The organism is Streptomyces viridochromogenes (genome assembly GCF_001270495.1).
GTDB lineage: Bacteria > Actinomycetota > Actinomycetes > Streptomycetales > Streptomycetaceae > Streptomyces > Streptomyces viridochromogenes_A.
The window spans coordinates 175,940-200,048 of sequence record NZ_LGUR01000002.1; the positions used below are offsets into that span (position 1 = coordinate 175,940).

Sequence of the window (24,109 nt, forward strand, 5' to 3'; positions counted from 1 at the left end):
GGCTGGCACGCCGGCCCGCAGCAGGGCGGCGCACCAGTCGTCCGCACCCACGCCGGCCCGGCTCGCGGATGCCTGCGGTTCGGCAAGACCGTCATCTCCTGCTGGAGCGTCTCACCGCGGCTACGAGGGCTCGGCCGAGTGGGGCAGGTCCAGGAGGGCTCGCAGTGGAGCTGACGAGTGTGGGCCGGAGCGCCAGACCAGTGCTTTGGCGTAGGGGATGCGGGGCGTCACGGGGACTACGGCGACCCGCGGATCCCCCGTGATGCCCCGGGCCGCGCCCGCCGCGAGGGCGATGCCGACGCCGGCGGCGACGAGTTCCAGCTGCAGCGCGACGTGGTTGGTGGCGTAGGCCGGCCGGAACGGGACGTCCGCCTCCTCGAAGGCCGTGCGCAGTCGGGGGTACAGGCCGCTGTCCGGGCCGTAGGTGATCAGCGGAGTGGCGCGGACCTCGCTCAGGGACAGCGCCGCCTGTTGCGCCTGCGGCTGGTCGGAGGCGACCAGTGCGACGATCTCGTCGCGGACGAGGACCCGGTGTCCGAACCCCGGGTCGAGTCCCTCCGGCGGGACGGCGACGAACACCGCGTCCAGGGAGCCCTGCCGCACCTGGGGTACCAGGCCGGCGCTCGTCCCCTCGACGAGGTGCACGGTGACGCCGGGGTACAGCCGGTAGAACGTGCCGAGCAGCGCCGGGAGGCTGCTGCTCTCCACCCCGTCGGCCGCGCCGAGCGAAAGCGTCCCGGTGAGCAGGCCGGAGCGCGCGGCGAACTCGGCCTTCGCGGCGGCGACGGCCGACTGGTCCTTCGGCTTCGGCCGCGCCCAGTACGTCGAGGGCGACCTGGGAATTCCCGCTGCGGCGGCCGCGTCCCTGCAGTCAGCGGTTTGATCGTTCCGCCGACCGCCCGGGTCCGTCGACGAAGGCACCAAACGGTGCCCGCGGAGCTGCCAGCCTGTCAGCCCGCCAGCCGAGCCTTCCAGATCTCCTCGCTGGGCCATTGATGGGCCCAGTCGGCGGACACCTCCGCATAGTCGCGGTGGGCAGGCCGGGGTGCCTGAACCTCAATCAGGTCCTCGACGACGAATCCGCAGGACCGCAGCAGCCGGAGCATCTCGCCATGCGGCAGGATGAACTGCACGTGATTCCCCCACTCCAGCCGGGTCAGTCCGAACTGCTCCCGGAACAGGCGGGTGGATGCAGCCCCCTCGGGCGATGCGCACAGCGCGAACAGCGGTGAGTAGCGCATGAACACCAGCCGGCCGCCGGGAACGAGAAGCCGGGCTGCCTCCGGAATCCACCGGTAGGGGTCGCACCACAACGAGGCGCCGTATTCGCTGATCGCCAGGTCGAACGAGTCGTCCTCGTAGGGCACCTTCTCAGCATTGCCCAGGACGAGGGGGAAATCGAGGCCGAACTCCTCCTGCATCGCGCGAGCAGTGGCGAGTTGCTGCTCCGAGAGGTCGATCCCGACCGGTTGGGCCCCCGCTCTGGCCAGCCAGGCGGAAACGTAGGCCGTACCGCAGCCGAGCTCGATGGTGCGCATACCGGCGATGCCGTCGGGAAGTACGGTGACCTGCGGCTCAGGGGTGGCCCACAGTCCCCAGGACGGCTCCGTCCGCGACCAGTGATCACGGGCGAGCGGTGCGTGCCACGCAGCCGCCTCGTCATCCCAGAAGCGTCGGTTCTGCTCCAGATGGTCCGCCGGGCCGTCATGAGTCATGGAGGCATTCGATCGAAGGAGCAGGTGTTCCGGCAACGGAATTGGAGTTCCGGACATCGCAGGTATCGCTGGTCGGCCACCCCGGTCGCGGAAGCCTGGCGTCGCATCCGGCCACGCCCATGGGGTACGCGGGGCGACCGGACCGGCGGGGGCCTCCAGGCGCTCGCTGATAAAATAGGGGCACGCTTCGACATCGCCGGGGCCCGTACCAGCGAGGTACGGGCCCCGGACCGTTCCGGGGCGCCAGATCAGGAAGGCTCCCCCATGAACGCGAAGCCGTCGGCTTCTGGACACTCCCGTGCCGGTGCACCGCAGCGGGCGCCAGGATCGCAGGGCGAACCTTCGACGCCGCGGACGGTGTCCCCGGGCCTGCCTCCGGCCGCGTCCTTCGACGCACTCGGGCTGCCGTCGGAGCTGATGGAGACGATGGTCGGCTTCGGGGTGACGGAGCCCTTCCCGATCCAGGCGGCCACCCTGCCCAACGCGCTGGCCGGCCGCGACGTCCTCGGCCGCGCGCGGACCGGTTCCGGCAAGACGCTGGCCTTCGGGCTGCCGCTCCTCGTCCGGACCGCGGGCCTGCGAGCGGAGGCGAAGCGGCCGCTCGCGCTGGTCCTGGTGCCGACCCGGGAACTCGCACAGCAGGTGAGCGACGCGCTGGCCCCGTACGCGCACAAACTGAACGTGCGACTGGCGACGGTGGTCGGCGGGCTGTCGATCAACCGGCAGCAGGCGCTGCTGCGAACGGGAGCGGACGTGGTCATCGCGACACCGGGGCGGCTGGCCGACCTGGTGTCGCGCCGGGACTGCCACCTGGATCAGGTGCGGATCACGGTGCTGGACGAGGCGGACCAGATGTGCGACCTGGGTTTCCTGCCGCAGGTCACGGAAATCCTGGACCAGGTGCGCTCCGACGGGCAGCGGCTGCTGTTCTCGGCCACGCTCGACGGCAACGTCGACCAGTTGGTGCGGGACTACCTTGATGACCCGGTTCTCGCGTCGACCGACCCGGCGGCGGGGTCGGTCACCACGATGGAACACCATGTGCTGAACATCCACGCCGCCGACAAGTACGCGACCGCGACCGAGATCGCCGCGCGGGACGGTCGGGTACTGATGTTCCTGGACACCAAGGCCGGCGTGGACCAGTTCACGCGTCATCTGAGGGCAAGCGGAGTCCGGGCCGGCGCCCTGCACAGCGGGAAGTCGCAACCGCAACGCACGCACACGCTCGGCCAGTTCAAGGACGGTGAGATCACCGTACTGGTGGCCACCAACGTCGCCGCGCGGGGCATTCACATCGACACGCTCGACCTCGTCGTCAACGTCGACCCGCCGGCTGACGCGAAGGACTACCTCCACCGTGGCGGGCGCACGGCACGCGCCGGGGAATCCGGGACCGTGGTCACCCTGGTCACCCCCAACCAACGACGCGATGTGAACCGGATGATGTCCGACGCCGGGATCCGGCCGACGGTCACACAAGTGCGCTCCGGCGAGGCGATACTGACCACCATCACCGGCGCGAAACGCCCGCCGAACGGGACGAAGACCAACAGCGGCAACCTCCCCTTCCGCGGCCTCGGATCCCGTACGGGCCGCCCCGCGAAGGAGTCCCGCAAAGCCGCCGAGGCGCGCAAGGCGGCGGAAGCCCGCGCGGCGGCCCGGGTACGCAGGGGCCGCTGACGCCGGTCCAGCCGCTCGTGCGCCGGCCCCGTGGCGGGCTTCAGTCGGTGATGTACGACCCGTCCTTGATGTACTTGAAGGGTGCGCCGGGGCTCTCGCCCTTGCGGACCGCCTTGGGTGGGTCGAGACAGGAACCGGCTGCGGTCTCCGTGGTGGCGTGTTCCGGTCCCCCGTGTCCCGGGCAGGACACCCGGCCTGACGTCACTGGGAACCGACGTGCTGACGGCCGTACGGCGCTGACCGGGCGCACCAGAAGCCCACGGCTGCGCACACGCGTCCCTTTCCCGCTATCCGCGCTGCACGTAGCGCCGCCACTCGCGGCCGCCGTCGCGCGAGACCCACAGCCCTTCACCCGCCACCAGGTCATACGTCGCCGTCGTCGCGTCCGCGATGCCGTAGAGCGTCGTGCCGTCGACGCTGAACGACGTGAATTTCGCAGGCGTCCTCAACTCATGGAAGGCGTTGTTGGTGCGGTCGTCGGCGAGCCAGTAGCGGCCGCCTTCCTCACCGACGAGCAACCGTCCGTCGCTGAGCAGTTGAAGGACCAGTGCCTCGGGGCCACGCTTCAGGTCCCCGAAGGCAATGCCGCCGCCGAGAACCGTCTGCCAGTGCCCGCCGCCGTCCGTCGTCACCAGCAGGCCGCGCACGCCCTCGCCCCGGGTGAGGGACAGCGCCGCGGTGCCGCCCCGCGCGACGAGGTCGCCCCCTGTGTACTGCTTCGGGACGGCCCTGGAGCCAAGGGTGCGACCGTCGCGCTGCCAAACGACTCGGTTGGGTTCTTCGGTCAGGGGCTGGTCCAGGCTCCAGACGGTGCCCCGCTCGTCTACGGCGAGGCGGATGGCATCGTCCGGCACGTCGGCCGGAGGTGCGACGGTGTGCGTGGCGGGGCGGTAGATGAGGGTCGGCTCCGGCTCGGCGAGCAGTACGTCGCCAGGGCGGGTACGCAACGGGGAGTCGGCGATGACGACCGAGTGCCGCTTGCCGCGCACATCCAGCGCGTACGCTCCCTCGGTCCCATCGCCCGGGGGCACCCGCACAAAGCCCCCGCTCACCCCCTTGAAGGCGGCCAACGGCGCCTCCGCGTCCCCGTGTTCCGCGTGCTCGGCGACCGTCCGGCCGTCGGGGCCGACGATGCGCCAGGCCGAGGCAGCCGGCCCCTCGTCGTCCTCGACGTTGCCGGCGTCGTACGTCAGCAGCAGCGAACCGTCGCCGGCGCGGACCACTCCGGTGGGTGCGCCGGCCGCCTCGATGACGTCGGCCGGGCTCGGGTGCGGGTATTCGATGACCCGCTTGTATCTCGCCTCGCGGTCTGCGGAACGGCCGTCATCGACACCGCCGCCTGCCCGGCAGCCGGTCAGCGCAAGCGCCGCACCCGCCACGGCCACGAGTCCGACCGTCCGCTTACACCGTTTCGTCAGCCGCACCATTGCGACATCCTCACATGAGGGGGTGCACTACCCGCCCGAGGTCACGCTGCGCGGCTGGTCGGATCGGCTCGCTCAAGGGCCGGGTTCAGCCGGGTGTGATGCGGCCACGCCAGCCTCCGGACTCGCTCCCACGGTGCTCCACGTAGTCCTTGAAACGCCGCATGTCACCCTTCACACGCCGGTCGATGGTCCCCAGCATGTCCGCGGCCTTCTCCGCGGCTCCGCTCGGTTCGACGTCCATCACGAGTTCCACCCGGGTGTGGGTGTCGTCCACGCGCTGGAAGCGGACCGTGCCCCTCTGCCGGGTGTCACCACTGGTGGTGCGCCAGGTGATCCGCTCGTCGGCGAGCTGGTCGACTATCTCGGTATCGAACTCACGCCGAACCCCGCCGATGCTGGTGGTCCAGTGATTGTGGCGGTCGTCGAGCTGCGTGACCTCCTCCACGCCCTCCATGAAGTTCGGAAACTCCTCGAACTGTGTCCACTGGTTGTACGCGGTGCCGACCGGAACCTCGACTTCCACCGCTTCCTTGACCGTGCTCATATCGGTCCTCCTTTCACACCGCCGCGAGTACCCAGCAGCAGCCCACCTATCAAGTCGCCGACCGGGGAAGTGCGGTCTCAGGCAAGCGCAGCCATCTCGGCGTCTGCTACGACTCGCGCAGTGCGGCTCCGGAGAACGGGCGCGCCGCGGCGCCTTCCTTCGGCACCGATGGCGGCGTCCCGTACATGTGCCACGAAGCGGGAGAGCGGCTCGCTGGGGCCATCGCGGTGGCCCGGGGCCGACCGACCCGGCTGACCCGCCCCGGCAGGCCGACTCCCGTCCATGTCTTCTCAGCCCGCGTGCAGGATCCGGAAGCGCCCGGGTTCGACCGGATCTCGGTCAACGACCTGGATCGGCGGCCCCGCCCACTGCCAGACGCTGATGTCCGGCGTGCGGGAGAACTGGATCTTCCCTCGGGTGCCTTCGACTGCGACGTGCGGCCAGGATTCGGCTGTGCGCGCCCGGTCCGCGCCGTGTGAACGCAGCATCTCGGCCAGGACGGTGACCGTGTCGTAGCCCTCGAAGGCGACGAAGGAGGGCGCTTCCGGCAGCCGCTCGCGGAGGGCCGTCTCGACTCGGGCGCCGAGTGGGCTGAGGCGCTCGGGCAGGTAGCGCAGGAACGGGATCGCGGTGCCGTCGTCGCCCAGCAGCGTCGCCCATTCGGTGAACTCCGGTTGCCCGGCCGGAGCACCGATCATGATCTCGGTGAGGCGCTGGTCGCGGCGGACGGCCTTGACGATCGGCACTGCCGGCTCCGGGTGGCCGACCAGGAGAAGGAGGGCTGTCGCACCGTTGTCGACGAGTTCGTCGCACACGTCCGTGGGGGCGAGTGCCCGCATGTCGAGTTCGATGAGGGTGCCGCCGCGTGGAGCGAGGTAGTCCCGCAGGATGCGGGCCCCAGCTGCCCAGTAGGCGCTCGGCTGCGCTGCCACGGCGATTCGGCTGTGGCCCGCGCCGAGGAGGAAGTCCGCGTAGAGCTGCCAACCGCGGGACTGCGGCGGGGAGAGGCGCGCGACCCATCTCGTCGGCTGCTCGGTGAGGGCGTCGAGAACCGCTGACGAGCAGAGAAACGGCAGGCCGAGGGCGTCTGCCCTGGTGGCAGCGGTGCTGGCGACGACACTGTGATACTCCCCGGCCAGGGCGGCGACGCCCAGGCGAGCCAGTTCGTCAACGGCCGCCGCGGCCCTCTGCGGATCAGCCGCGGTGTCTCGGACGAGCAGCTCGAGTGGTCTTCCGCCGATCCCGCCGGCGTCATTGACGTCGCCGACGGCGAGTTCGAGTCCGGCGAGCAGGTGCCGGCCCGCCTCGACCCAGCCAGGCCGGGTCAGCGGAGCGAGAGCGCCGATCTGGACGGACGACCCGTCAGCCCGCTCCGCTCCAGGTGGCGCTGATGGCGTCTTCATGCGCTGGCGTCTCCCGCGTGCGGACTCGGACTCGGTGTGCCCGGATCGCGGAGTGGCAAGGCGCGGTGGTCCGCGTTCATCTCGTTTCGCCGGTCATTTCGCCGTGGCGAGCGCGTCTGGGTGATCATGCCGGACATTGCATCCACGACCATCGCTGACAGGCAACCCGTTATTCGGCCGATGCCCCTCCGAGGCGGGGCGGGCGCTGGGGGCTCATCGCCCAGCGGATGGTCCGGGTGAGGGCCTGGCCGGTGGGGCGTACGGCGAGGTCCTCGACGACCGGCACGCGGGGCAGCCACAGCATGCCGCGGGCCCAGGGCGGGAGCAGGACGACGGCGTTGGCGGCCAGCCCGCCGTAGAAGGGCCGCACGGCGAGGGGCAGGGGAGGTTGGAAGAGGAGGAAGCGGGCGGCGGCCCTGGCCTCGGGGGTGGCCCGCAGTTCCGGCCGGTAGGCGGTCAGGCGTTCGGCGAGTTCCTCGCGGTCGCGTGGGGGGTCGAGCACGCCCAGCGCTTCGGCGACACGCGCGGTGTCGGCGACGTAGGCGTCGTAGGCGGGGCCGTCCAGTGGGTGGGCTCCATAGCGTTGGTGGGCGCGCAGGAAGCTGTCCGTCTCGGCGGCGTGCACCCAGCCGAGCAGGTGGGGGTCGGCCGCGTGGTAGGGCACGCCCTCGGTCGTCGTGCCGCGGATGTGCTCGTGGATGGCGCGGACGTGGTCGACCGCTCGCTGAGCGTCGGCGGCGGTGCCGTAGGTCGTCACGGCCAGGAAGGTGCTGGTTCTCTGCAGCCGGCCCCAGGGGTCGCCGCGGTAGCCCGAGTGCCCGGCCACCGCCGCCATGGCGAGCGGATGAAGGGACTGCAGGAGCAGTGCGCTCAGCCCGCCGATGAACATCGAGGTGTCACCGTGCACCGTGCGGATCGGGCGGTCCGGTCCGAACCAGCGTGGGCCGGGGCTGTGATGGATGCGGGCGCGTGTCGCCGGGCCGTCGGGGCCGGCGACACGCCGGAACAGGGCCTGGCCCAGCTGTTCACGGACTGCGGTCAGCACGGTCGGCCTCCCCTCTGCTGTCTCCTGCGGCCAGTGTCCGCGATACCGGCTCGGATGCGGGCACGGTGGCGTCGTTCACCGGGCGGTGGGGGCGTGGCGGCGTGGGCCACGGTCCGATGTCGGCCATACGTAGGGCAGGTCGTCGGGTACGCCCGGGAACAGGCCGGCGTACACGTCGCGGTCCTTGCGGAGCAGTGCCGAGCGGTGGCTTTCGTGGAAGGCCTCGTCCCCGAGCCAGGGCGGCAGCTCGCCGACGGCGGCCAGTTCCGCCTGGTCCCGCACGCCATCGGTGGGCCGGTGTTCGGCCAGTCCTGCGACCAGGGAGGCGGCGCAGCTGTCCTGGTGTCCCTGTTCCCGCCAGACCCGACAGATCTCCAGGCCGTAGCGGACGAGTGCCTCCTCGTATCCGGTCCACATCCGTACGGCCGGATGGCGGCGCCACCCGTAGCCGGGCACGGTCAGGCCGCGCAGGACCTGCAACGCTTCGACGCGCTGCTTGCCCAGCCGACGCCGGTCCAGGAGCAGGGCCGTCTCACGGAAGTCGGGGCGGGGCAGGAAGGTCTGCATCAGTCACCGGCTCGCTTCTTGCGCAGTGCGGCCGACGGCCCCGGCGCGTCGGGGCCCGCTGCCTGTGCCTGTACTCGTGCGTGTACTCGTGCCTGTACTCGTGCCCGTCGGTCACGCCCGAGTGCCCTCTCCTCACAGGTCCAACCAGCGCTGTAGGTCCTGATCGACGCCGCCGCGGCCCGTGCACGCGCCGGAGCAGTCACCTCGCTGTCACAACAGGGCGGCGACCTTCGAGCGAACGACGTCCCAGGCGGCGGACGAGAGGTCGATGAGCTCCGTGCCCCGTAGCGCGTGCAGGGTCTGCGCCGCGTCGGCGGCACACATGGCGGTGCCGCTCAGCACGTCGTAGCCGTCACGGACGGCGACTCGAAGGCTGTGGTTTCCGTCATCGCCGGCGTGTACCGCCGCGGCGACCACGAGGGGCGGCGAGCCGCCCGCCTCTCCGGCCAGTTTGAAGAACGTGCTGGCGACCGGCTCACGCCAGCGGAGGCTGAGCAGGACGGGACGCTTGGCCACCACCTCGGACAGGTCCGTCTCGTGGACACCGTCGCCCTCCAGAACCGTCGCCCTGGCGTCCAGGACGATGGCCGCGGGCAGCAAGCAGCGCAGCGTGCTGCCGACGAGGTTGCCGCCGACCGTCGCGCTCCGCCGTACCGCCCCGGTGCCCACCTGGGCTGCGGCCAGACGCAGCGCGTCCGGAACCCGGTCGTCTATTCGATGCAGCACCACGGCGCCGCCCACGGTCGTGCGCTCCAGGACATTGGCCTCGGGCACCTCGCGCAGCGACATCGCCGTTGCGGGGAAACCGTCCCGCTGCCAAGTGGCCCAAAGGAGCGTCGCCCCACCGATCGGCACAGCCCCCTCGGCCAGGCACTCCTGTGCTTCGGACACAGACGTGGGCAGACGCAACAGCACGGACACCACCCTGCCTTCCTCAAGACTCGGAGAGAGGCGACAGGTGGTGCGTTTCGGCCACCCGCCCCGCGGTAAGACAATCTCTCCGCCGGGGGGCGCGTACAGGGCTCACGCAAGCACACGCGGCTTGCGCCGCCCGGAACCTGATGGATCTGAGTTGTTCCGTCTGAGCCGCGCGCTGTGGGGAACACGATGCGAATGAGCGATTCCGAGATTCCGCATGGCGACGGCCGGGCCGTGGACGTGTACCTGGACCTCCTGCGCATCCGGATGGACACGGAGGATTACCGCCTCCTGCTGCGCGCGGTGGAACCAGTCCTGAAGGCGATCGACGAGGAGCGCCTCTCCAGCTCCGACCTCGCACTCGACCCAGGGGCCGTCGACGAACTGCCCCAGGAGGTCCGTGACGAGGCCGCCCTCATCATCGCCACCGCCGTCACCGGCCGCCTGGACAACGAAGTGGTCGAGCTCGACGTCGACGAGACCGGCCCGGTCAGGATCGTCACCGATGCCACGACCGCCTCCGACCCCGCACGCCTCGGCGAGATCGCCGACTACATCAGGGAACGGCACAGGGAGACAGAAGAGCTACGGGGCATCGCCGAGGCGAGCGGGCTGCCCACGGACTTCTGAGCTGCCGCGGCAGCGGCTCGGCCCTGGTCCAGGCATCGCCCAACGACTTGATAGGCAAGTGAACACTTGCCTATGCTGGGGGCGTGGCCGACGACCTTTTCAAAGCCTTGGCCGATCCCACCCGCCGCACCATCCTCGACGAGCTCACGGAGAGATCGGGTCAGACGCTCTTCGAGATCTGCTCGCGGCTGAGCATGAAGCATCAGCTCGGCATCTCGCGCCAGGCGGTCTCCCAGCACCTCGCCGTGCTGGAGGCCGCCGGGCTCGTAGAGGTCAGGCGGGAGGGCCGCTACAAGTTCCACGACCTGAACACGGCCCCGCTGCGGCAGATCAGCGAGCGATGGCCCCTGCCCGACCCACCCGGCCCCGAGGAGAGCACCCCATGAGGATCCGTCTGACCAGCGTCTTCGTCGACGACCAGGCCAAGGCCCTGCACTTCTACACCGAGATCCTCGGCTTCGTGAAGAAGCACGACGTTCCGGTGGGCGAAACGGACCGGTGGCTGACCGTCGTCTCGCCCGAGGATCCCGGCGGCACCGAACTCCTCCTCGAACCCGTCGGCCACCCGGCCGCCAGAACCTACCGCGACACGCTCGTCCTTGACGGCATCCCGCTCGCCCAGTTCGCCGTCGACGACGTGAACGCGGAGTACGAGCGCCTGCAGGGCCTCGGCGTCCGCTTCATCCAGGAACCCCTGGAGATGGGCCCCGTGACCACCGCCGTCTTCGACGACACCTGCGGCAACCTGATCCAGATCGCGACACAGCCGGAGTAGGCGGTCGCCGACCTGGCGCTCGTGTCCAGACCGCGCCTATCACTCACCGGCAGATCAGTACTCGTTAGTACTCAGTACTCGTTGCGGCGCCGCAGCCCGAAGGGACGGCCGTCCGGGTCCACGAGCAGGCGATGCAGAGGCGTGCAGAGGGTCTTGGTCGTACGCGAAAGGCTCGGTGGGTGATAGGTGCGCAGGCGCCCTGGTGGCCTGGGGCCGCGGTGGCCGTTGTCGTGCCAGTCGTCCAGTGCGGCGGCGCTCGCCGCGAAGGCGTCGAAGGCGGTCAGGGGGTCGCAGAGCGAGTCCGGGGTGCGCGAGGTCCGGGGTGCTTCCAGGTCCAGGCCCAGGTCCAGGTGCTCGTGCGCGAGTTCCAGGCGCAGATTCCTGGCGAAGCCGCGTGCGCCGTCCCCGAGGCCTCCGGGGTCGCGCGGTTCGCGTGGGTCTGTGGTCTCGTCCAGGACGGCGCAGGTGAGTTCGGAGTCGTGGGTCCAGGAGCGGAGGTTGATGTTGTCCGATCCGACCGAGGCCCACACGTCGTCGATCACGCACACCTTGGCGTGGACGTACACCGGTGTCCCGACGTGGTTCTCCAGCCCGTACACCGCGACGCGCCCACCAGCGGCGCGGCGCAGGCTGTCCAGGGCAGTGATCCGGCCGACCAGGTTCATCGGGAGGGTGAGCCGGCCGTCTTGTTCGGGGACGGAGGGGATGACCGCGATCAGACGCAGGCCGGGGTTGGCGGTCAGGGCCTCGGCGAAGGCTTCGACCACGTGCGGAGACCACAGGTACTGGTCCTCCAGGTAGATCAGCGCCCGGGCCCGTCGCAGCGCCTTGCGGTAGCCGCGCGCGATGCTGCGCTCACCGTCAGGGGCGAAGTCGTAGCCGCGCAGCAGTCGGTTGGGGTAGGTGCGCAGGACCTGGAGGGTGTGGGTGCCGCACGGCTCGGGGTCGGGTGCCTCCGGTGGCAGCGTGTCGGCGCGGGTGTCCTCGCCGTGAGCGAGTTCCCGCAGGCGGACGAATGGGCTGCGGGTGAGCGGCGCGGGGTCCTTCCAGCGCTCGCGGAAGCAGGCCTCGATGTCGCCGACGGCCGGCCCGTGTATCGCGAGCTGGATGTCGTGCCACGGTGGATGCGGTCCGTACGCGGCGGCGATGGGCAGTGACTGCTGATCGCCGCGGTGCGTCGCGTCGTCATGGCGGTTGTGGCACAGGTCGATCCCGCCGACGAACGCGACGTCGAGCTCGGGGCGGTCCGGATGCCGGAGCACGACGAGTTTCTGGTGGTGGGAGCCGCCAGGGCGGACCCGCATGTCGAGCAGGCATTCGCCGCCTCCCGCTTCGACGGCCTCGCCGAGGTGGCGGTTCTCGGCCTCACTGAACTGGAAGCGGTCCAGATGGGAACGCCAGAGCAGCCCCTTGACGATCACTTGGCGTGCGGCGGCCTCGCCGAGGACGGTGCCGATCTCGGTGCCGGGGCCGTCAAGGCGCTCGTCGGGGTCGCCCCGCCAGTCGGTGAACAGCAGTTGGTCACCCGGGCGCTGCGCTCGGATCGCACTGAGGAGTTCCGGGAAGTACGTCGCGCCATGGATGAGGGGCCGCACCAGGTTTCCGTGCGACCAGGCCGCTCGATCCGAGCGGCGGCTGTCCAGACGTGTCGCGCTGTTGCCGCGTTCGCCCGGGGTCAGCAGCCAGTCGGTGAGTTCCAAAACCAGGTCCTCCAGAACCAAGTCCCCCGGAACCGGGCCCATGAGAACCGGGCATCCAGACAACACAAGCGGGTACCCCGTTCGCGGCTCCTCATCCTGGAGGCAGGATCCATGGGGCACCAGCAGGCCGGCGGGCCGGAAGGGCCTCGTGGCGGGAGCCGGTGGCGGACGCAGCCGTACTGATCGTGGGCGCGAGACCGAGCCGGACTACGCAGAGCGGCCGTCGGATGCCGCAGCGCCTGGTACACCGACCACCCCACGGCCACGAGAGGTACGGCCACCACGGCACCGATCACTCCCGCCGCGACCGCTCCGCCGACGACCGCCGGCGCGACCACCACCGGGTGCAGGCGGACGGCCCAGCTCATCACCACGACCTCACCCACAAGGGCCAGCCCACCGAGGACCAGGACGATGCCACCGATGAGCGCGGCGGCGACCGCGAGCGGGCGAGGCATGAATCGCGCCAGGAGGCCGGCCAGGGGACGGAGTACGGCCGTGACGACCAGACCGAGGAAGACGGCGACGGCGATCCGGTGAAACTGTCCGAGCACGGAAAAGGCAACCCGGACGACGACGCCGACGGCGATGATCCGCCATGCGTACGCAGCCGCGGTCCGCAGCGCGTCCGGCCCACGAGACTCGCCGCCGTTCACGCGTCCGAACGGCGAGACGGGCGGATCAGGGGCGCGGACATCTCATGCCCCTACCACCCTCCGGCCCGCGGCCCGCCCGGCCGCCCCCCCCATTCCCCCGAAGGCCGGTACTCACCGGGCAGGACAGACGCCGGGTCTCACCCCGCTCCGCCGACGCGCCGTCCGACGGTCGATCACGGCACGGTGCTGCGGACGCTGATCAGGTCGGTGACCGCCTGGAGGCCTCCGTCGGCGAGGGCGGCGCGTTGGCGCTCGGCGCCGGTCCCGTTGCGCAGGAGGCGGTGCACCAAGGCAGTCACCTGCCGGGTGTCGCCGGACGCGTCGAGTGCGGGAGCGACGTACCCGAGGAGCTGGTGCAGCATGTCGCGGGCAGAACGAGAGGCCCCGGCCGGGTCGACCAGGGTGCCGCAGAGCCCGTGGCGGGCGGCGTGCCACATGGCGGCCCGCAGCAGTTCGGGGTCGTGGTCGGACACGGGGTCCCCGGCTGCCGTTTCCGCCAGAGCGGTCTTCACGAGGGCCCGGATGATCCCGGCGAGCATGACCGCTTCGTCCGCGCCCAGCTGGACGTCCGCGCACCGTATCTCGACGGTGGGGTAGCGGGACGAGAGGCGGGCCTGCCAGTACACCTGGCCGGTGTCGGCGAGCAATCCGGCATCCAGCAGCCGTTGCACGCGCCGGTCGTAGTCGGCGGCGTCGTCGAAGAACGGGGGCATGCCGCTGACCGGCCAGCGGCCGAAGAGCACCGTGCGCCAGCTCGCGAAGCCGGTGTCCTGACCGTCCCACAGCGGGGAGTTCGCGGACATGGCGGTCAGCGTCGGCAGCCACGCCCGGATCCGGTTCAGGACCTGCACACCCTCCTCACGGCCGGGCACGGCGACGTGTACGTGCATGCCGTTGACCAGCTGCTCCGCCACGAGCTGGGGCGCCTTGTCGACCATGGCCCGGTAGCGGGCCTCGTCGGTGACGGCCACGGGACGACCGCGGCGCAGGGGTGATGCCCCGCAGGCAGCGATCCGGCAGCCATGTTCCTCGGCGGCCACCGCGACGGCTTGCCGCAGCCGCAGCAGGTGCCCTCCGGCCTCCTCAAGGGTGTCGCACACCGGGGTGGCCACCTCGACCTGCGACTGGAGCAGCTCGTGCTGCACCTCCCGGTCGGCCGCGAGGTCCCCCAGGCCCGCCGCGACCCGCACCTCACCCCCCTGGGGCACCGGCAGGCCGGTGGCCGGGTCGAGCAGCAGGTACTCCTCTTCCACGCCGATCGTCGTCATCGACCGCCCTCTTGTTTCCGCCCGGCTGCCGGGCCGGCTCCCGATGCGTCCGGCCGACGCACCTCACGCAGCGATGTTCACCGCGCGAGGCGGCACATACGTGGCCCTCCGAGTGCCGCGGCGAAGGCAGAACAAACCATGAGACAGTCCGGGACGCCGCAGCCGCCTGGAGCCACCCGTCAGGGCAGGATGGAGTCGACGTACCCGCCGTCCACGCGCAGTGCTCCGCCAGTAGTGGCCGAGGCCTGATCAGAGCTGAGGTAGACCACCATGTGGGCGATCTCCTCCGGTTCGATCAGGCGTTGCAGCAGGCTCTGCGGGCGGTGCTCCCGCATGAAGGCGCGCTGGGCCTCGTCCCAGGGCACACCGCGGTCCACCAGCTCGTAGACGAAGTCCTCCACACCGCCCGTGTGGGTGGGCCCGGCGATGACGGAGTTCACCGTCACGCCCGTGCCTGCCGCCTGCTTGGCGAACCCCCTGCTGACCGCGAGCAGCGCCGTCTTGGACATGCCGTAGTGGATCATCTCGGCCGGGGTGACGATCGCCGAGTCGCTGGCGATGTACTGCACACGCCCCCAGCCACGCTCGGTCATGCCCGGCAGGAACAGCCGCGTCAGGCGTACGGCGGACAGCACGTTCACCTCGAAGTAGCGCCGCCATTCCTCGTCGCTGATCTCCAGGGGATCCGCGGCACCGAAGACGCCGAGGTTGTTGATGAGGATGTCCACGTCCGGCAGCATCTCGGCCACCCGGTCCGCACCCTCCTGTGTGGTCACGTCCACCGGCACCGGCACCCACGACGCTCCGGGCACCTCCTGGTCCAGCTCGGCGACGCTGCGCTCCACACGCTCCGGGTTACGGCCGTTGACGCCCACGCGGACTCCCGCGCGAGCCAGACCGGCGGCGATCGCCGCGCCGATGCCCTGGGTGGAACCGGTGACCAGGGCGGTACGGCCCTTCAGATCGATCTGCATGCCCGGCAGCCCCTTTCCTGTGCCCTTTCGCCCTGCGGACGCCCTGCGGATTCGAGCGCCGGGTACCCAGGGAGATCAGTCGCCAAGCGATGAGCGGGGCGGCGGGCGGACGCCGGCTGCCCAAGACGCTGACCATGCCGATGCCGATGCCGATGCCGATGCCGATGCCGATGCCGAGACGGGTGGCCGGCCCGATGTGGGGTCCTCCCGTGGCTCTTCGCTGGGGATCTCCCCACCTCCGAACACCCAGCCTGCCGGATGGAGCACGTCACGCCCCGTGCCTAGCGTGATGCCGCGAGGACGGACCCCACGCGACCGCTCCCTGCGAAAGGACCACCGCCATGGCCGGATTCGGCTTGCGTTCTCCCAACTCCCCCGAAAGTCCCAGGTGTTCACGAGCCATCAAGTGGACCACTGGGGCGACCGCACTGTCGGTCGTCGGCGCCCTCGCGGTCGCCGCGTTACCCGCCTCCGCCTCCGCCTCCGCCTCCGCCCCTAGCTCCAGCTCCGCGACCCCCGACCCCCTCGCCCGTTATCACCACCAGCGCCTCGACTGGACGAGTTGCGTACGGGGTTCGGGCGACGCGATCGGCAGGGAGCTGGAGCAGGCGGGTGCCCAATGCGCCGACGTCAGCGTCCCGTTGAACTACGCCGACCCCGGCGGACGTACGATCACCGTCGCCATCTCCCGGATCCGGGCCACCGACACGGCACACCGCGTCGGCCCGCTGCTGCTCAACGGCGGCGGGCCCGGCGGGCAGACGCTCGGTGATCCGCCGTGGGTGCGCAAGGCGATGAAGGACGTCGGCGCGCGCTACGACCTGGTGGGAGTGGACCCTCGTTTCGTCGGCCGCAGCACCCCGCTGGACTGCAAGTGGCCCACCGGTTCCGCGTTCCGCGGCGCGGGCACCGACCGGGCCGGGTTCGACCGCATGGCCGCCTTCGCCGAGGAGCTCGCCCGCCGCTGCCGCGCCCACGAGGGCGCTGTGCTGCCGTACGTCAGCACCCGGAACACCGCGCGGGACCTGGACGTGATCCGCGCCGCGCTGGGTGAGCGCAGGATCTCCTATCTCGGCTACTCGTACGGGAGTTACCTCGGTTCGGTGTACGCCACGATGTTCCCAGGTCGCGTCGACCGGGTCGTACTCGACGGAGTCGTCGACCCCGACCGCTACGGGCCCCGGCTGCTGCGCGGCACGGAACCGGCCAACCGGCACGCCCTGCGCAACTGGGCCGCCTGGGTCGCCGCCCGCGACACGACGTACGGCCTGGGCCGCACCCGGCACGCGGTGCTGGCCACCGTGGACCGTGTCCAGGCCGCGGCCGCCCGCACACCGCTACGGCTGGGCGACCGCCGGGTGGACGCGCACGTTCTGCCCCTCGTCGTCTTCAACGGCCTCTCGCAGGACAACGCCCCTGCCTTCGCCGACTTCGCCGAGGCCGTGCGCGACCTGCGGCGCGCCTCGGACGGCCACACGGTCACCCCGTCGCCGTGGCTGTCCGACACCCTCTCGTTCCTGCTGACGTCGACCGACTCGCACTACGGCAGCGTGCAGACGGCGATCCTGTGCGGTGACGGGGCCGCGCCGCGCGACAAGGAGGTCTACTGGCGTGACGTCCAGCAGGAGCGTGCGCGCGACGCGCTGTTCGGCCCGGTCACTCAGTCCATCGGGCCGTGCGCCTACTGGGAGACACCGCGTGAGCGGCCGACCGTGATCCGGGACGACCTGCCTGCCCTCCTCGTCAACGCGACGGGAGATCCGCGCACGACGTACCAAAGCGCTGCCGCGGTACGCCGTGCATGGCCCAGTTCCCGACTTCTCACCCTGCGCGACGCGGACCAGCACGCGGTGTACGGCGTCTTCGGCAGCGCGTGCGTGGACGCCACCGTCAACGCCTACCTCGCCACAGGTGAACTGCCACGACGCGACGTGACCTGCGAGCGGCCCCGCTCCACGTCGTGACGTCGAGGCCGGCCGGATCGGCGGCTACCGGGTGAAGACGTCGTTCCGGGTGGACCCGGTGGAGCAGAGCTTCTTCTCGTCGGCCGTCATCTTGCGGGACTCGACCACGACCGCGTTGTGCTTGCCGTCCGTGCCGTTCGGGGCGGGGCCGGTGACCACGTCGGGTACGAACCAGTAGTAGTGGCCCCACTTGGGGTCGTCGTAGTGGGTCTGCCAGGTGCCGGATATCTGCCGCATCACCTGGGCACGGGAGATCCAGCCCACTTCTCCGGGCTGCACGGTCACGGTGAAGGTGCTGGTCTCCGTGTGCGAGCTCTGCCAGGTGTAGTTGTAGGTCGCGGTCACACTGGCGGTGATGATGCCTTCGATGCCTCCGCCGACGGTGACCGAGCCGCCCACCGAGTGGGAGGAGCCCACGGTGTCGGCCCACGCCATCGACTGAGAGGCGGGCGAGGCCGTGCAGTTGTAGAGCAGTTCGGAGACCTGGCGGGGCTTGCCGAGGTAAGCCTGGCCGATTTCCGGGGAGTTGAAGCTGCACTTGCCCGCTCCGGAAGCGCAGTCGGCCACGATCTGCTCCGCGGTGGGCTGGTCGTCGGCCGCGGCGGGCACGGCAGCCACCGCGATCGTCCCGAGCGCGGACGCCGTCAACGCCAGCGTGCGGCCGCCGGACCGCAGTGTGCGGCTCATCGTCATCGTTGTTGCCTCTCACCGTACGTGGGGGGTCGGTGCACACGCGGCCCCTGTTACGGCAGGGGCCGCAGTCACCGCGTGTTGCCCACGAGGCTCACGTAATCGACGGCCGAGCTACACCAAGAACTCGCAAAGTTGTAATTGATTTTCAAAAATGATGCACAGTCAATTTCATTGCCGGTAGCGCGACTTACGGAACTGCGCGTGCACCGATCCGTACCCCGCCGCCCTCCGGCGGGAACTCCAGCACCGGTGCAAGCCCGGAACTCCCGAGACCCGGGAGCGCGCTCGCGAAAACACCGTGCCGCGTTCGCTCCCGCAGGGGCAGAATCGGCCCCATGGCGGACATGCGAGCGTTCCGGGACGCGGTGACCAGCTGGGCCGCGGGCAGCTCCGGTGAACCGGCCACCGAGCTGGCCGTGCGGCTGCGCGTGCGTACCGCCGTACTGCTGGAAGGGCCGAGCGACCTCGCGGCCGTTGAGACGCTGGCCGCGCGCCATGGCCGGGACCTGCCCGCCGAGGGGGTCTGCGCCATGCCCATGGGCGGAGCGATGAGCGTCGGCCGCTACGCCGGCCTCCTCGGGCCGCCGGGACTGGGGCTGCGCCTCGCCGGACTGTGCGATGAGGGCGAGCAGCGCTTCTACGACCGCGGCCTGGAGCGGGCCCGCGTGCCGCGCCACGGATTCTTCGTGTGTGTGACGGACCTGGAGGACGAACTCATCCGGGCGCTGGGCGTGCCACGGGTCGAAAGGATCGTCGAGACGGAGGGCGATCTCCAAGCCTGGCAGACCTTCGTACGCCAGCCTGCGCAGCAGGGCCGACCCCCGGAGCAACAGATGCGGCGCTTCCTCGGCACGAAGAGAGGCCGCAAGATCCGCTACGGCCGCCTCCTCGTCGAGGCACTCACCCCGGAGCGGGTCCCTGCTCCCCTCGACAATCTGCTCGCGAGCCTGTGACCGGCCATCACAGGCACCATCGATGTGCGTCGCCGCCGCCCCGGCGGCCACCGGCAGCGGTGAGGCGAGCCCGCCACAGGTCACGCAGCAGCGCGATCTCCGCCATGCGGTGAATTGCCAGGCCGCGACGTCGGCGCGACTGATCCTCGGAGCGCCCCTGGCCGAGCTCTTGGTCAGCCCGGTCGGGCGGCCCTCGCGTTCGTCACCCCCGTCCGGGCGCCCCCGCACGCAGCCCGTCCATGACGATGTCCAGGAGTCGAGCGCTCTGGGTCTGCCAGTCCCCACGCGCACCGATCTGCCAGATGCCCGCGACGGCCAGGATGAAGTCGCCGGACGTCAGACTCGGACGGACGGTGCCGGCCTCGTGATTGGCCGCGAGCAGCGCCTCGATCGCCTCGACCACCAGCGCGTATCCCGGCTGGGCCGGGCCGTCCGTCGTACCGACGATCTGACGCATCGCATCCGACAGGCCGACCTTGGCGACGGCGAAGCGGGCGAGCTGATCCATCCATTCACGCAGGGCCTGATCGGGTGCCCGCGTTTCGAGCAGTTCCGTCGCGGCGTCGGCGAGCTGCTGCGCCTCGCGGCGGTAGACCTCCAGGACGAGCGCTTCACGGTTGGGGAAGTTGCGATAGAACGTTCCCTGTCCCACGCCCGCCTTCTTGGCGATCAAGCTCAGCGGGACGTCCACGGCACGCGTCAACTCGGCCAGCGCCACCTCCAGGATCCGCTCCCGATTGCGCTGTGCGTCCGAGCGCTGCGGCCCGTCGGTTCTGGACTCCACTCCCCCTCCTTTGCACGGCGGCGTCTACGCCACCTCCGCCCGGCATGGGGTACACCTCGCTCGACCTGACCGTGAAGTTCCTGAAGCGGATCACAGCGGACACGGGCAGGGTCCGGGCCATCGGAACGGTCGTCAGCCGGGGCCGGCGGACCGCGCTCGCCGAAGCCAGGCTGCTGGACGCGGAGGAGCGCCTGCTGGCCCACGCCACGAGCAGTTGCATGCTGTTCCCGGTGTGACAGGTCCCCTATATCGCGCTCCCCGGCGACATCGACGGTCGCCCCCGGAATACTGGTCGCCCATGGATGAGGTCGAAGTCGTCGTCGCCCATTCCGAGCGCGCGACCCTGCGCGTCGGCGACGTGTTCCTGAAGGTGGACGCCGATCAGGCGCGCATCGATGCCGAGGTCGAGGCGATGGCCCTGGTGCCGGTCCCGACCCCGAAGGTCCTGTGGCGCAAGCCGCCCGTGCTCGCGATCGCCGCGGTCCCGGGGACAGTGCTCGGCCGCCTCGGCGAACCGTCGACCGCGTCGTCGTCGGCGTGGGCCGCGGCGGGTGCCGCCGTCCGGAAGTTGCACGAGGCGCCGTTGCCGCCCCGGCCCGGTCGCGCCGGCCGGGGCCTCGAGGAGTTGGCGGCGGATCTCGACGGCGAGTGCGAGTGGCTCGTGACGAACGGCGTCCTGCCCGCCGACCTGGTCTCCCGCAACCGCCAGGTCGCCGAGGCCGCGCTCCGGCCGTGGGCTCCGATGTTCACACATGGCGACCTGCAGATCGCCCACGTGTTCGTCGACGGCGACGAGATCACGGGCATCATCGACTGGTCCGAGGCGGGCCAGGGTGATGCCCTGTTCGACCTCGCCACCCTGACGCTCGGCCACGAGGAGCACCTCGGCGACGTCATCGCCGGATACGGCACCGAAGTCGACCTCGACGTGATCCGCGCGTGGTGGTCGCTGCGCAGCCTGCTGGGGGTCCGCTGGCTGATGCAGCACGGCTTCGACCCGTTCATGCCGGGCTGCGAGGTCGACGTACTGAGATCCCGGATGTGAGGAGGGCGGCCCGAGCAGGCCACATCCTGGGGCTGGGGCACACGGCCTGTCCTTACGCCCGACAAGCGCGGTGCGGGGTGATCTGGAACCGGCGGACCTCGCCCCGGTGGACCTCTCGGTCATAGCCGCAGTCGGCCGCGGTGACGACGTGTCCCTGCCGTTCGGGCTCTGGGAGCACAGCGAGACACGCACCGTGCGAGCCGCCTCAACCGCCGCCGGACCCGACCGGAGCGGCGAGGCCGGGCCCTGTCCGGCGAATCCCGCCCGGACAGGCCCCGGCCCCAGGGAGAGCTCAGCGCTTGAGCGTGAAGGTGAAGTCGCCGGTCAGCTTGCCGGTCAGCCGGGCTGCCGAGACGAGCTTCCCCTCCGTGATCAGTCTCTCGACCTCGGCCCGCGAAAGACCGCACCCTTCAGCGACAAGCCGCACCGGCCGGACAGGGATCCGCGCCGCGAAGCGGACCGAGACGTCGATCACCTCACAGTCCAGGTGATCCGATCCGCCGGTGTCGAGGCGCCAGGCGTTGTCCCAGTCGAGGGATATGCGATTACGCCGCCGCAGGACCGGATCCTGGAGCAACTCGGCTGTCAGGCCGGGGTCGTTGTCATGCAGTCGGTCCAGCAGCTCGGGGCGTACGGAACGCACGTTCATCCGCTCCAGGACCGTGAGCTTCGCCGTTTCCCCGCAACCGGTACAGAGCACGAGGAGCCAGGCGTCGATGACCTTGTGGTTGGCGTTGACGCGGAACTTACCGCTCGCCCGAAAGCGCCCGGACGCACACGCGTGGCAACGGCGGAGGACGAGTGGCAGGCAGGTGGGCACGACGACCCAGTTGTTGAGCACAGAAGTACACCGGTTTCAGTGAGAAGTCCGCAGCAAAAAGCAGCGCGGCGCGCACATGTGATGCGCGGCGCGCGACAGATCAGCGCTCGGGAGGTCTCACAGGGTGTACAACGGCACGTCCTTTGCCAGACGACTTGGGCCGGCAGCACGGTAACGGCGTACAGCGGCGCCGCTCCACTGGTTTTCGAGGCGCCCGCCGAGGAGGTCGTAAAGCGTCTTCCGACGATGCAGGGTCGGGATGCGAAGGCCACAGACGGCCGCGCCGGGCGCCGGAGACGGCCCCGACCACCTCCAGCGGACCCGCGAACCCTCCTCGCGCGCCGGTCTCTCACCAATGTCCGCGGCGCACACCGGCAAGGCATCTCGACTCGCCGACCTGAAACTGGCACCGTAAACCGTCATGAAGCTGACCAAAACGGGGCAATCGGAAACCTCAGTGCGCTGGAGGCTCGTGCTGGCCAGCACCACCATGCTCTTCGTCGAGCTGGCGCTGATCAGATGGGCGGGCGCCAATGTCGTCCACCTCAGCTACTTCTCCAACTTCATCCTGCTGGGATCGTTCCTCGGCATCGGCATCGGGTTCCTGATCCCCGCCGAACGCGGACAGTGGCTCAAACGCTGGACGCCGATCCCGCTCGCGCTGCTGGTCATCCTCGTGCGCACGTATCCGGTGCAGGTGCGTCAGAGCAGCAGCGAGGTCATCTACTTCACCGCCGTGAAGACCACCGGCCTGCCCCAGTGGGTGACGCTGCCGGCCATCTTCCTGCTGACCGCGGTGATCATGGCCGGGATCGGCAAGATCACCGCCGATCTCTTCCGCCAGCTTCCCTCGCTCGACGCCTACCGCTACGACCTGCTCGGCAGCATCACCGGCTCGGTCTCCTTCGCCGTACTGTCCTGGCTCCGCGCCCCCTCGGTCGCGTGGGGCGTACTCGCCGCCGTGGCCCTGCTGGTCCTCGGCGGGCGCCGCAACACGCTGCTGTACGGCATCCCCCTCACGGCGATGGTCGCCGCGCTGTTCCTGGAGTCGACCACGGCCGGCGTCTCCTGGTCGCCGTACTACAAGATCGAGCTCAAGGAATCGCCGACCACCACCCGGACGTACCACATCTCCGCCAACGGCGTCCCGCACCAGAGCACCGCGCCCCTGCCGGAGCTGATGCGGGAGAACTCGCCCTATCGGCAGGCGTACGACCAGACGCCCCGCAACCCGCACAAGCGCGTCCTGGTCATCGGGGCCGGCAACGGCAACGACGTCGCGGTCGCGCTGGCACACGGAGCGGAGCGTGTGGACGCCGTCGAAATCGACCCCCGCCTCCAGGAGATCGGCGCGGACCTGCACCCGGCCAGGCCGTACGACGACCCCAGGGTGCATGTCTACATCGACGACGGACGGGCGTTCCTGGAGCGGACGAACGCCAAGTACGACCTCATCATCCTGGCGCTGCCGGACTCCCTGACGCTGGTGTCGGGCGCGAGCAACCTACGGCTGGAGAGCTACCTGTTCACTCGGCAGGCGTTCGAGGCGGCCCGCGATCACCTGAATCCGGACGGCGCGTTCGCCATGTACAACTACTACCGCAAGAGCTGGCTGGTCGACCGCTTCGCCGGTGACCTCCACGACCTGTACGGCCACGCGCCCTGTATGACGACGTTCAAGCGGAACGCGGCGGTGCTGGTGGCCGGGATGACCCCCGCCGACCAGGCGTGCAAGCAGATCTGGGAGCCCAGCGGCCCGGTGCCGGCGGCCGCGACCGACGACCACCCCTTCCCCTACCTGCTGCACCGGAACATCCCCTCGATCTACCTGGGCGCTCTGGGCGCGATCCTGCTGGTGACGCTGCTGGCGGTGCGCCTGACCGGGGTCCGCATCCGAAGCACGCTCCGCTACACCGACATGTTCCTGCTGGGCGCGGCCTTCATGCTGCTCGAAACGAAGAACGTGATCGGCTTCGCGCTGTACTTCGGTACGACCTGGCTGGTGAACGCCCTCGTCTTCTTCGGTGTCCTGCTCTCCGTCCTCGCCGCGGTCGAGGTCCGGCGCAGGTTGCGGCGGGTCAACCAACTGGTGCTGCAGATCATGCTCTTCGGCTCGCTCGCCGTGGCCTGGCTCGTTCCGGCGCAGGCCGTGCTGTCGCTGCCTCCGGCAGGCCGGCTCGCCGCCGCCATCGCCCTGGCCTTCGCACCGATCTTCTGCGCCAACCTCATCTTCTCCGACCGTCTCGCGCTGGCCCCCGACCCGACATCCGCGTTCGGCGCGAACCTGCTGGGCGCGCTGACCGGGGGTGCGCTCGAGTACCTGGCCCTGATGACGGGCTATCAGGCGCTGCTGCTGATCGTGGCCTTGCTGTACCTGGGCGCGTGTGTCGCCATGCGCTTCGCCGGACGCGGTCCCGGCGGGCCGGCAACGCGGATGCCGGACGAGACGGTGGCCGTCAAGAGCTAGCTGCAAAACTGCCGGATCGGGCGAGGTCCGCCTCCCCCGCCCCAAGGGCCGACACCTACGGCATCGTCGCGCCGGGCA

Annotated in this window: 23 protein-coding genes and 2 pseudogenes; 9 read left to right on the top strand and 16 right to left on the bottom strand. The window is 70.5% G+C overall.

The features are described from left to right. Positions 1-120: 120 nt before the first annotated feature. The gene (locus tag ADK36_RS00755) at positions 121-921 is read right to left on the bottom strand and encodes a LysR family transcriptional regulator substrate-binding protein (protein WP_078950803.1); all 801 of its coding nucleotides are present in this window, start codon (positions 919-921) and stop codon (positions 121-123) included. Positions 922-950: 29 nt separating this feature from the next. Next, positions 951-1,715: a class I SAM-dependent methyltransferase gene (locus ADK36_RS00765; protein ID WP_048579744.1), complete on the bottom strand. Its 765-nt coding sequence runs from the start codon at positions 1,713-1,715 to the stop codon at positions 951-953. Between the two features lie 264 nt (positions 1,716-1,979). Here ADK36_RS00765 and ADK36_RS00770 point away from each other — a divergent pair, with 264 nt between their 5' ends. After that, a complete protein-coding gene (locus ADK36_RS00770; protein WP_048579743.1) occupies positions 1,980-3,398 on the top strand; it encodes a DEAD/DEAH box helicase in 1,419 nt (472 codons plus the stop codon). A 40-nt stretch (positions 3,399-3,438) separates the two neighbouring features. Here ADK36_RS00770 and ADK36_RS48635 read toward each other — a convergent pair whose 3' ends face one another. The 7 genes from ADK36_RS48635 to ADK36_RS00800 form a co-directional block, all read right to left on the bottom strand. Then, positions 3,439-3,588, bottom strand: a complete 150-nt coding sequence (locus ADK36_RS48635; RefSeq protein ID WP_159029089.1) for a hypothetical protein — start codon at positions 3,586-3,588, stop codon at positions 3,439-3,441. Positions 3,589-3,685: 97 nt separating this feature from the next. Beyond that, on the bottom strand, positions 3,686-4,825 hold the full coding sequence (locus tag ADK36_RS00775) for a hypothetical protein (RefSeq protein WP_053195912.1): 1,140 nt from the start codon (positions 4,823-4,825) through the stop codon (positions 3,686-3,688). Positions 4,826-4,910: 85 nt separating this feature from the next. Then, positions 4,911-5,369: an SRPBCC family protein gene (locus ADK36_RS00780; protein ID WP_048579741.1), complete on the bottom strand. Its 459-nt coding sequence runs from the start codon at positions 5,367-5,369 to the stop codon at positions 4,911-4,913. Between the two features lie 290 nt (positions 5,370-5,659). Beyond that, positions 5,660-6,772 carry an ABC transporter substrate-binding protein gene (locus tag ADK36_RS00785; protein WP_048579740.1) on the bottom strand — a complete coding sequence of 371 codons (1,113 nt, stop codon included), beginning with the start codon at positions 6,770-6,772 and terminating at the stop codon, positions 5,660-5,662. 169 nt (positions 6,773-6,941) lie between these two features. After that, the gene (locus tag ADK36_RS00790; protein WP_048579739.1) at positions 6,942-7,817 is read right to left on the bottom strand and encodes an oxygenase MpaB family protein; all 876 of its coding nucleotides are present in this window, start codon (positions 7,815-7,817) and stop codon (positions 6,942-6,944) included. 75 nt (positions 7,818-7,892) lie between these two features. Then, entirely contained in the window at positions 7,893-8,384 is a 492-nt protein-coding gene (locus ADK36_RS00795) for an MSMEG_6728 family protein (RefSeq protein WP_048579738.1), read from the bottom strand. A 210-nt stretch (positions 8,385-8,594) separates the two neighbouring features. Further along, on the bottom strand, positions 8,595-9,299 hold the full coding sequence (locus ADK36_RS00800) for an FAD binding domain-containing protein (protein WP_078916056.1): 705 nt from the start codon (positions 9,297-9,299) through the stop codon (positions 8,595-8,597). A gap of 198 nt (positions 9,300-9,497) precedes the next feature. Between ADK36_RS00800 and ADK36_RS00805 the strand changes: the two genes are divergently transcribed. From ADK36_RS00805 to ADK36_RS00815, 3 genes are all read left to right on the top strand, one after another. Continuing rightward, complete coding sequence (locus tag ADK36_RS00805; protein ID WP_048579737.1) at positions 9,498-9,932, top strand: hypothetical protein; 435 nt, start codon at positions 9,498-9,500, stop codon at positions 9,930-9,932. Between the two features lie 83 nt (positions 9,933-10,015). Next, entirely contained in the window at positions 10,016-10,318 is a 303-nt protein-coding gene (locus ADK36_RS00810) for an ArsR/SmtB family transcription factor (RefSeq protein WP_048579736.1), read from the top strand. Beyond that, on the top strand, positions 10,315-10,707 hold the full coding sequence (locus tag ADK36_RS00815) for a VOC family protein (RefSeq protein ID WP_048579735.1): 393 nt from the start codon (positions 10,315-10,317) through the stop codon (positions 10,705-10,707). The genes ADK36_RS00810 and ADK36_RS00815 overlap by 4 nt, the downstream gene beginning before the upstream one ends. Before the next feature lie 71 nt (positions 10,708-10,778). Here the strand turns inward: ADK36_RS00815 and ADK36_RS00820 are convergent, their stop codons facing one another. The 4 genes and pseudogenes from ADK36_RS00820 to ADK36_RS00835 form a co-directional block, all read right to left on the bottom strand. Next, a complete protein-coding gene (locus ADK36_RS00820) occupies positions 10,779-12,407 on the bottom strand; it encodes a phospholipase D family protein (protein WP_048579734.1) in 1,629 nt (542 codons plus the stop codon). 371 nt (positions 12,408-12,778) lie between these two features. Next, positions 12,779-13,063: pseudogene (locus tag ADK36_RS51375) on the bottom strand (AI-2E family transporter); the annotation flags it as partial. Positions 13,064-13,236: 173 nt separating this feature from the next. Further along, positions 13,237-14,331: a carboxylate-amine ligase gene (locus tag ADK36_RS00830; protein ID WP_053195913.1), complete on the bottom strand. Its 1,095-nt coding sequence runs from the start codon at positions 14,329-14,331 to the stop codon at positions 13,237-13,239. 179 nt (positions 14,332-14,510) lie between these two features. Continuing rightward, positions 14,511-15,305 (bottom strand): SDR family NAD(P)-dependent oxidoreductase, encoded by a 795-nt coding sequence (locus tag ADK36_RS00835; RefSeq protein WP_048579731.1) that lies wholly within the window; start codon positions 15,303-15,305, stop codon positions 14,511-14,513. A gap of 341 nt (positions 15,306-15,646) precedes the next feature. On the opposite strand from ADK36_RS00835, the gene ADK36_RS00840 reads away from it, so the two are divergent. Then, positions 15,647-17,269 (top strand): alpha/beta hydrolase, encoded by a 1,623-nt coding sequence (locus ADK36_RS00840; protein ID WP_078916036.1) that lies wholly within the window; start codon positions 15,647-15,649, stop codon positions 17,267-17,269. Positions 17,270-17,293: 24 nt separating this feature from the next. Here the strand turns inward: ADK36_RS00840 and ADK36_RS00845 are convergent, their stop codons facing one another. Then, positions 17,294-17,956 carry a hypothetical protein gene (locus ADK36_RS00845; protein ID WP_234329609.1) on the bottom strand — a complete coding sequence of 221 codons (663 nt, stop codon included), beginning with the start codon at positions 17,954-17,956 and terminating at the stop codon, positions 17,294-17,296. Between the two features lie 341 nt (positions 17,957-18,297). On the opposite strand from ADK36_RS00845, the gene ADK36_RS00850 reads away from it, so the two are divergent. Further along, on the top strand, positions 18,298-18,915 hold the full coding sequence (locus ADK36_RS00850; protein WP_048579729.1) for a TOPRIM nucleotidyl transferase/hydrolase domain-containing protein: 618 nt from the start codon (positions 18,298-18,300) through the stop codon (positions 18,913-18,915). A 202-nt stretch (positions 18,916-19,117) separates the two neighbouring features. Here ADK36_RS00850 and ADK36_RS00855 read toward each other — a convergent pair whose 3' ends face one another. Continuing rightward, positions 19,118-19,699, bottom strand: coding sequence for a TetR/AcrR family transcriptional regulator (locus tag ADK36_RS00855; protein WP_048579728.1), 582 nt, complete (start codon positions 19,697-19,699; stop codon positions 19,118-19,120). A gap of 35 nt (positions 19,700-19,734) precedes the next feature. Between ADK36_RS00855 and ADK36_RS00860 the strand changes: the two are divergent. Then, a pseudogene (locus ADK36_RS00860) lies at positions 19,735-19,935 on the top strand (PaaI family thioesterase); the annotation flags it as partial. Positions 19,936-19,997: 62 nt separating this feature from the next. Continuing rightward, complete coding sequence (locus tag ADK36_RS00865; protein ID WP_053195915.1) at positions 19,998-20,744, top strand: phosphotransferase family protein; 747 nt, start codon at positions 19,998-20,000, stop codon at positions 20,742-20,744. Positions 20,745-21,036: 292 nt separating this feature from the next. Here ADK36_RS00865 and ADK36_RS00870 read toward each other — a convergent pair whose 3' ends face one another. Then, the gene (locus ADK36_RS00870; protein WP_048579726.1) at positions 21,037-21,585 is read right to left on the bottom strand and encodes a DUF1062 domain-containing protein; all 549 of its coding nucleotides are present in this window, start codon (positions 21,583-21,585) and stop codon (positions 21,037-21,039) included. A gap of 451 nt (positions 21,586-22,036) precedes the next feature. Between ADK36_RS00870 and ADK36_RS00875 the strand changes: the two genes are divergently transcribed. Then, on the top strand, positions 22,037-24,031 hold the full coding sequence (locus ADK36_RS00875; protein WP_234329610.1) for a spermidine synthase: 1,995 nt from the start codon (positions 22,037-22,039) through the stop codon (positions 24,029-24,031). Positions 24,032-24,109: the final 78 nt, after the last annotated feature.